8 protein-coding genes are annotated in these 7,074 nt (G+C 64.1%); 2 read left to right on the top strand and 6 right to left on the bottom strand.

The genetic code is table 11. The annotated features are described in order from the left end of the window. Both AC5DC2_RS16520 and AC5DC2_RS16525 read left to right on the top strand, forming a co-directional pair. A partial coding sequence (locus tag AC5DC2_RS16520) for a FecCD family ABC transporter permease (RefSeq protein WP_491699270.1) occupies nucleotides 1-767 on the top strand: 767 nt, incomplete at its 5' end. Next, complete coding sequence (locus tag AC5DC2_RS16525) at nucleotides 764-1,543, top strand: ABC transporter ATP-binding protein (RefSeq protein WP_491699271.1); 780 nt, start codon at nucleotides 764-766, stop codon at nucleotides 1,541-1,543. The genes AC5DC2_RS16520 and AC5DC2_RS16525, both read left to right, overlap by 4 nt. Nucleotides 1,544-1,621: 78 nt before the next feature. On the opposite strand, the gene AC5DC2_RS16530 is transcribed toward AC5DC2_RS16525, so the two are convergent. The 6 genes from AC5DC2_RS16530 to AC5DC2_RS16555 form a co-directional block, all read right to left on the bottom strand. Further along, nucleotides 1,622-2,311, bottom strand: a complete 690-nt coding sequence (locus AC5DC2_RS16530; RefSeq protein WP_491699272.1) for an NnrU family protein — start codon at nucleotides 2,309-2,311, stop codon at nucleotides 1,622-1,624. 147 nt (nucleotides 2,312-2,458) lie between these two features. Next, complete coding sequence (copM, locus tag AC5DC2_RS16535; protein ID WP_491699273.1) at nucleotides 2,459-3,916, bottom strand: CopM family metallochaperone; 1,458 nt, start codon at nucleotides 3,914-3,916, stop codon at nucleotides 2,459-2,461. Nucleotides 3,917-3,932: 16 nt separating this feature from the next. Next, on the bottom strand, nucleotides 3,933-4,352 hold the full coding sequence (locus AC5DC2_RS16540) for an RrF2 family transcriptional regulator (RefSeq protein WP_024706230.1): 420 nt from the start codon (nucleotides 4,350-4,352) through the stop codon (nucleotides 3,933-3,935). Between the two features lie 402 nt (nucleotides 4,353-4,754). Then, nucleotides 4,755-5,606 carry a fumarylacetoacetate hydrolase family protein gene (locus AC5DC2_RS16545; protein ID WP_024706231.1) on the bottom strand — a complete coding sequence of 284 codons (852 nt, stop codon included), beginning with the start codon at nucleotides 5,604-5,606 and terminating at the stop codon, nucleotides 4,755-4,757. Then, nucleotides 5,603-6,907, bottom strand: a complete 1,305-nt coding sequence (locus tag AC5DC2_RS16550) for an L-fuconate dehydratase (protein ID WP_491699274.1) — start codon at nucleotides 6,905-6,907, stop codon at nucleotides 5,603-5,605. Before AC5DC2_RS16550 ends, AC5DC2_RS16545 begins: the two co-directional genes overlap by 4 nt. 36 nt (nucleotides 6,908-6,943) lie before the next feature. Then, on the bottom strand, nucleotides 6,944-7,074 hold a 131-nt coding region (locus tag AC5DC2_RS16555), incomplete at its 5' end, for an SDR family oxidoreductase (protein ID WP_491699275.1).

Below are 7,074 nucleotides of genomic sequence, written 5' to 3' on the forward strand. Positions count from 1 at the left end.
TCCTGCAGGCCTTGCTGCGCAACCCGCTGGCCGAGCCCTTCGTGCTCGGCGTCTCCGCAGGCGCCTCGACCGGCGCCGTTGCCGTCCTCGTTCTGGGTATCGGCGCCGGCGCTGTTTCGCTTTCGCTCGGCGCCTTCGTGGGCGCCTTTGCCGCTTTTGCGGTGGTCGCCCTGCTTTCCAACGGCGCAACCAGCGGTCCCAACCACACTATTCTTGCCGGCGTCGCGGCCTCGCAGCTCTTCAATGCGCTGACGGCCTATATCGTCACCACATCCGCCAGCGCCCAGCAGGCGCGCGGCGTGATGTTCTGGATGCTCGGCAGTTTCGGCGGCGTGCGCTGGCCGCAATTCCACCTTCTGGTGATCGTGCTCCTGCTCTGCCTTGCGATCTGCTTTCTGATGGCGCGGGCGCTCGATGCCTTCACCTTCGGCGACGAGGATGCGGCGGCGCTTGGCATCCCGGTCGCACGCACCCGGCTGGTCCTGTTCGCCGTGACCGCGCTGATGACGGCCACCATCGTCAGCCAGGTCGGCGCCATCGGCTTCGTCGGTCTGGTGGTTCCCCATGCCGCGCGCTATGTCGTCGGCCCGGTGCATATGCGGCTCTTGCCGGCCTCCGCCATTCTCGGCGCGGTCTTCATGGTGATCGCCGACATTGCCTCGCGCGTCATCGTCGCGCAGCAGACCGTGCCGATCGGCGTCGTCACAGCGCTGGTCGGCGTCCCCTTCTTCGCGATCATCCTCTATCGCGCGAGGCCGCAGACATGACCGTTATTGCCAGGAAACTTTGCTGGGGCGTGAAGCGGAAGACCATCGTCAGGGATGTCAGCCTTGCGGTGCGCGCGGGCGAAACCCTCGGCCTGATCGGCCCGAACGGCTCGGGAAAATCGTCGTTGCTGAGGCTGCTTGCGGGGCTGAAGCAGCCGCTGAGCGGCCAGGTGGAAATTCAGGGCCGCGATATCGCCAACGTGCCGCGCCGCGAACTGGCGCGCAACGTCGCCTTCGTCCAGCAAAGCGCTGCGACCGACACCAATGTCAGCGTGCGCGATGTCGTTAGGCTCGGGCGCACGCCGCACCGCTCCGCGCTTTCCGGCTGGCGCGCAAGCGATCAGGAGGCGGTGGACGGAGCCTTGCGGCAGGTGGGCATGACCCATCTTCAGCACCAGTCCTGGCAGACGCTTTCCGGCGGCGAGCGGCAGCGCGTCCACATCGCCCGGGCGCTGGCACAAAGCCCGCAGGTTCTGTTCCTCGACGAACCAACCAACCATCTCGACATTCATCACCAGATCGAGATCCTGCAGACCGTGCGTCAGCTGAACCTCACCAGCATCGTGGCGCTTCACGATCTCAATCTCGCGGCGATGTTCTGCGACCGGATCATCGTGTTGAAGGACGGCGCGCTGATCGCCGCCGGTGCGCCGGAGACCGTCCTGACGGAAGAGCTGATCGCGAGCGTTTTCCGCGTCGCTGCCGCTGTCAGCATCTCGCCCCATCACGGTCACCCGCAGGTCCATTTCCGCACGGGCGACAAGGCTGTCGTCTGAATCGCCGTCTCCCGGCGTAGCGTCCCGGTTTCTCGCGGGTTACGGGATAATGCCGTTCATTTTCCGCGGCGCAAGCGGTCAGAGCCAGGCCAGCGGGTCGACGCCGATCAGCAGGCGGTGGCCCTGCAACAGGAACCAGACATAGAAGGCCAGCCCCAGGCCGGTCCAGAGCCAGAAGTTACGGTCCGCATGCAGATGCGCGCGCCCTTCAAGCACTGCAAGAAAGGGCAGGATGGAGGTTTGCGCGCGGATAGCCGCCCATTCGGCATCGCCGAGCCGACGCCGCGTCCGGCGGTCGAGCACCGCCGTTCCGGCGAGGGCGAGCAGCCCCATGCCGCCGAACAGGATCAGCGACACAACATCCCCGTTCGGCGGAATGTGCGCGAGCGACCAGATCAGAAAGCCGACAAGCACCGGGTGGCGGGTGATGGCGGTGATCGGGCCTTGCGAGCCCGCTTCGCCACTGCGCCGGAAGGTGATGGAAAGCCGGTTTTGCGCCGCAAGCCCAGCGGCGATGAACCAGAAGGCGAACGGCATCGCGATCACCGGAACAAGGGCCTGCCAGGGCGCGGGATACCAGAGGAAAATCAACGGCGCATGTCGCGCCGCAACGATGATCCAGACCAGAAGCAGGGTCGACACGAGAGAATAGAGCGTGAGATAGACACGGCGCCCGAAGAGGGCGATCAAACGGGCACGCACGGGCGGCGCCGGCGGAACCACATGAGCCAGAAGGAAAGCGAGGATCGCGAGCAGAAAATTCGTCATGTCCTGGGTCCCGTCTCCCGACGAAAGATGAGGTTCATCGCCGACGGGGGATAATACCGGCGGCAGGGCCGCCGTCTCCCCCCACACAAGGCGCCAGGAAGCGAGCGCATCGCTCGCCTCCTCGATCGCCAACCTGTGGCCGGTGCATCATTCGCTTTCAACGCCGCGCCGGCGCAGCCATGCGCGCATCGCGTCGATCTCCTTCTGCTGCTCCGCAATGATATGCTGCGCCAGCGCCATATTGGTGCGATCCGAACCGGCGACGAGCTGGATGCGGGCCATGTCGATCGCGCCCTGGTGATGCGGGATCATGCCGAGCACGAAGGCAACGTCGGGATCGTCATGACGCAAGCCTTCCATCATCTCTTCATGCATGCCCATCATCGACTGTTCATAGGCTTCGGTCACCGTCAGGGTGCCGGCGTCCGGGGCGTCGCCCCCCTGCCGGTCGTCGCCTCCGTTCATATCCGCCAGAGCCAGTGGCCCGTGCGGATGCTCAAGCGAGAAGGTGTGGGTCGCCATCTCGGCCTGTTCGGTGCGCAACTCGGCCATGGTCTGCGCGTCCGGGCCGAAGAAAGCGGCATGAAGGCCCCAATAGGCGGTTGCGAAAATCACCAGCGCCGAGGCAAGGCCGAGCGGGACGCCGATGAGCGAGCGCCTGATCCAGCCCCAGAAATGCAGCTCCCTTGTATGGTCGACCGCAATGGCGACGATAATCGCCATGATCAGCGCGTGACCGATCAGGTCGATCCGGCCGAAGGGGAAGACGGCGGCGTTGAAGATCACGAAAAGCGCGATCGCCGAAAGCCTGCGGATGAGCGGCGTCGCCAGCAGGCCGAAGCCCATGGTGAACTCTGCGATGCCGGCCATCGGGATGAACATGTCGCGCGGAATGCCGAATGTCAGGAAGGGCTTTTCGACCACCAGCGGATAGAACCATTCCGGATAGGCGAATTTTTCGAGGCTCGACCACATGAGCGCGACGGCCACGCCCCAGCGCAACAGTTCGAAACGATGCTTGCGCCAGTCAGGGCGGCTGGAACTCTCCAGCACCAGATAGCCCGCAACCGCGACGCCGAGCGCCAGATAGTCGAGCAGGTGGAAGAATTCGTAGTCGCGCAGCGCGAGGACCCACAGGAAGATGATGCCCGCTGCGGACAGCGGCATGGTCTTGCGCGATACGATGCCGGCGGCGATCAGAAGCTGCAGCCAGCTGACCCACTCGGCAGGCGTCTGCAGGTCGGGCGTCAGGTAAATGCCGCCGACCGCGAAGATCGCCACGAAGAAGCCGGCAACGACGATGCGGACAAAGGCGTCGAGGCGCTGCCAGAGCGGATCGGTCACCCGGTCCATCGCATCCAGCGTGGCGACACCGGCCGCGCTGCGCTCGATCAGTCGCGCGGCGATGAAGAAGACCAAGACCAGGACGATCCCGGTCCAGAAATAGGGATCACTCAGCGTGCGCGTGAGCGGTGCTGGCGCGGCATCGACGATATAGGGCGCAAACCACTTCACATGGGCGGAGGCCGCGACCGGGACCAGGGCGGCGCACAGCCCGAGGAGCCCCGCAAGGATCCGGCTGGTTCGTTGGTTGAATGAGAACATTCTGTGCCTCCTTTAGTCAGGCAATTGCCGGCTTCGAGGCCGGCAGGGCAATGTCGGCGAGTGTCTTGCGATCACACTCGGCCAGAAAGGCTGCTTCAGCAGCAGCAAGCGTATGTTTGAGGCGACAGACCGGCGTGACGCTGCAATCGCCGGTCGGCGAAAAGCACTCGACGAGAGACTGATCCTCCTCGAGAAGCCGAATGATTTCGCCAAGTCCGATGTCGGCGGCGGGACGCGCCAGCACCGCGCCTCCGCCCGCCCCCCTTCGGGTATCGACGATCCCACGATGGGCAAGTCGCTGCATGATCTTGTTGAGATGGTTGCGGGAGACGTTGAACTCTTCGGCGATCTCCGCCGTCGAGAACACCCGACCAGGGTCGCTTGCCATCCGCATGAGCGCGCGAAGTCCGTAATCCGTGAAGCTTGTCAGACGCATGGACGGTCATAACCTGTAATTGGCATTTCAAATACCAATTACAGGTTATGACGCTTGTTGACAACAAGACTCTTTGACAGCCCTCATATGTGCTCCGGACATACCTCGCGCCGAGAAGATGTCCGAGGGACCGCGATCACCGGTCCTGATCCGCGAGGCGGAAGCACGGAAGGCGCTGGGGAGTTGATCGAATATGGCAGGTCAGATCGGAAAGATGTTCGGGTCGCCCGGACGCGCCGACACCTTCCGATCCTGCGGACATGGCCCCGAGGGAAGCGGGCGCGCTCCGGCCATCGCGCTATCCATGACGGCGGCGTTCGGGGGCGGCCAGACCGACACGCCCGATCAGAACCGGGCAACCGGCAGGACGGCGCGGGTTTTCCCGCGCCGTCGCGCAGGATATCAGGCGTTCCAGGCGACGGCCTTCTGGCTCTGTTCGCCGAGTCCTTCGATGCCGAGCGTCATCGTCTGGCCCTCCTTCAGATAGACCGGTTCCGGCTTGATGCCCATGCCGACGCCGGGCGGCGTGCCGGTGGTGATGATGTCGCCGGGCTGCAGGCTCATGAACTGCGACAGATAGCTGACGAGGTGCGAGACGCCGAAGATCATCGTCTTGGTCGAGCCGTCCTGGTAGCGGTGACCGTCAACCTCGAGCCACATGGCGAGACTCTGCGGGTCTTCCACCTCATCACGCGTCACCAGATAGGGGCCGATCGGCCCGAAGGTGTCGGCGCTCTTGCCCTTCACCCACTGGCCGGAGCGCTCGATCTGGAATTCGCGCTCGGAGAGATCGTTGACAACGCAATAGCCGGCGACGTGGTCCATGGCGTCGGCTTCATCGACATAGGAAGCTTCCTTGCCGATGACGACGCCGAGCTCGACTTCCCAGTCGGTCTTTTTCGAGTTCCTCGGAATGCGGACATCGTCGTTGGGGCCGATGATGGCGCTGGTCGCCTTCATGAACACGATCGGCTCCTTCGGAATTTCGGCGCCGGTCTCGGCCGCGTGGTCGGCATAATTGAGGCCGATGCAGATGAACTTTCCGACCTTGCCGACGCAGGGTCCGATACGGCTCGACTGCGGCAGAACCGGCAGGCTGCCGATATCGGCGGCGGCAATGCGCGCCAGCCCGGCAGCCGTCAGCGCGTCGCCGGCAATGTCGACGACGACGGAGGAAATGTCGCGGTAGGTGCCATCGGAATGCAGGATGGCGGGCCGTTCGGCGCCCCTGGCGCCAAGGCGAAGCAGTTTCATGTCAATTCTCCCGTTTTCGACGCCTGAGACGTCGGATGCGCGTAGTTATGAAGCGTTTCCGGCTTCATCTCAATCGAAAAGCCCGGCATTTGCGGCGGCATATAGGCAGCCCCCGCGATCCGGCAGGGATCGACGAAATGCTCGTGCAGATGATCGACATATTCGATGACTCGGCCTTCCTTGGTGCCTGAAACCACGAGATAGTCGATCATCGACAGGTGCTGGACATATTCGCAAAGGCCGACGCCGCCGGCATGCGGCCAGACCGGCAGGCCGTATTTCGCCGCCATCACCAGAACCGAGAGCACCTCGTTCAGCCCGCCGATGCGGCAGGCATCGATCTGGACGATATCGATGGCGCCGCCGGCAATAAACTGCTTGAACAGAATACGGTTCTGGCACATCTCGCCGGTCGCGACCTTCACCGGGGCGACGGCCTCGCGGATCTTCCTGTGGCCTGCAACATCGTCGGGACTTGTCGGCTCCTCGATGAAATAGGGCCGGAAAGGCGCAAGCGCCTTCACCCAGTCGATCGCCTGATCGACCTCCCAGACCTGGTTGGCGTCGATCATCAGCGTGCGATCCTCGCCGATCACCTCGCGCACGATCCTGAGCCGCGCAATATCCTCGTCGCGGTCCTGCCCGACCTTCATCTTGATGAAGGTGAAGCCGCTGTCGACGGCCTCCTGCGCCAGACGACGCAGCTTGTCATGGCTGTAGCCGAGCCAGCCGGCCGAGGTCGTGTAGCAGGGATAGCCGTTTTTCTTCAGCTCCGCGATCCGCTCCGCCTTGCCTGCCTCCGCCTTGCGGAAGATTGCGAGCGCCTCGTCCGGCGTGATCGCATCGGTCAGGTAGCGGAAATCGATGATCGAGACGAGCTGTTCCGGCGTCATCTCGGCGACGAACTGCCAGACCGGTTTTCCCGCGGTCTTTGCCATGAGGTCCCAGACGGCATTGACCACGGCGCCGGTTGCCAGGTGCATCGCGCCCTTGTCCGGCCCGATCCAGCGCAGCTGGCTGTCGCCGGTGACATGCCGCCAGAAACGGCCCGGATTTTCGGCGACCCAGTCGAGCCTCAACCCCTTCACGCGGTTTTCAAGCGCGGCGATCGCGGCACAGACCACTTCATTGCCCCGGCCGATGGTGAAGGTCAGGCCGTGGCCTTCATGGTCGCCATCCGTCTTGAGCACGACATAGGCGGCGGAGTAATCGGGATCGGGGTTCATGGCATCCGAACCGTCAAGCTTGGCGGAGGTCGGAAAACGCAGGTCGTGGACGGATAATCCGGTGATGGTGGTCATGTCTTGCACTCGGTCTTGCGTCGGTTCGGGCAGCGGTCAGCAGGTCCAGCCGCCGTCGATGGCATAGGCCTGGCCGGTCGTATAGGTCGCGCCGGCAAGGTAGACGGCAAGGTCGGCGATCTCCTCCGGCGTGCCGATGCGGCCGATCGGCTGGCGGGCGATGAAAT

The organism is Martelella sp. (genome assembly GCF_984369615.1).

Bases quoted from the DNA above. Each gene is read 5' to 3' on its own strand.
- copM (WP_491699273.1), bottom strand. From the start codon at position 3,916: ATGTTCTCATTCAACCAACGAACCAGCCGGATCCTTGCGGGGCTCCTC.
- AC5DC2_RS16545 (WP_024706231.1), bottom strand. From the start codon at position 5,606: ATGAAACTGCTTCGCCTTGGCGCCAGGGGCGCCGAACGGCCCGCCATC.
- AC5DC2_RS16525 (WP_491699271.1), top strand. From the start codon at position 764: ATGACCGTTATTGCCAGGAAACTTTGCTGGGGCGTGAAGCGGAAGACC.
- AC5DC2_RS16530 (WP_491699272.1), bottom strand. From the start codon at position 2,311: ATGACGAATTTTCTGCTCGCGATCCTCGCTTTCCTTCTGGCTCATGTG.
- AC5DC2_RS16540 (WP_024706230.1), bottom strand. From the start codon at position 4,352: ATGCGTCTGACAAGCTTCACGGATTACGGACTTCGCGCGCTCATGCGG.
- AC5DC2_RS16550 (WP_491699274.1), bottom strand. From the start codon at position 6,907: ATGACCACCATCACCGGATTATCCGTCCACGACCTGCGTTTTCCGACC.